Origin of the sequence: Hungatella sp. SL.1.14 (assembly GCF_024460495.1) — a bacterium.
GTDB lineage: Bacteria > Bacillota > Clostridia > Lachnospirales > Lachnospiraceae > Hungatella > Hungatella hathewayi.
Window position 1 is genome coordinate 1 of sequence record NZ_JANFYJ010000238.1, and the last position, 313, is coordinate 313.

Genomic DNA, 313 nt, shown 5'->3' on the forward strand with positions numbered 1-313 from the left:
CGTACCGCCGCTCATACCACCGGGCCACCGCCTTTAAGAGGTCCTGCTGGTCACTGATGGCATAGACGTAATTTTTCGGATCCGCAGCCGCCCTGCACAGGGCATCGGTACTATGCCTGGCCGGCGGTATGTTAGGCGCTCCCACGCCTAAATCGATTACAGTCTCTCCCCGTTCTTCCTTCTGTCTTTTTATCTCCAGTAATTTAGAAAATATTCCTTCTCCGAACCGGTCCATGCTCTCAGCAAACCGCATAGATTCCTTTCCACCTCATTCTTCCATCAAAATTCATAATGTTACCATTATAGTACAAAG

At 49.5% G+C, this 313-nt stretch carries 1 pseudogene; it reads right to left on the reverse strand.

Features of this window, described 5'->3' with window-relative positions:
• Positions 1–253 (reverse strand): annotated as a pseudogene (locus NE473_RS30830) (LL-diaminopimelate aminotransferase); the annotation flags it as partial.
• Positions 254–313 lie beyond the last annotated feature (60 nt).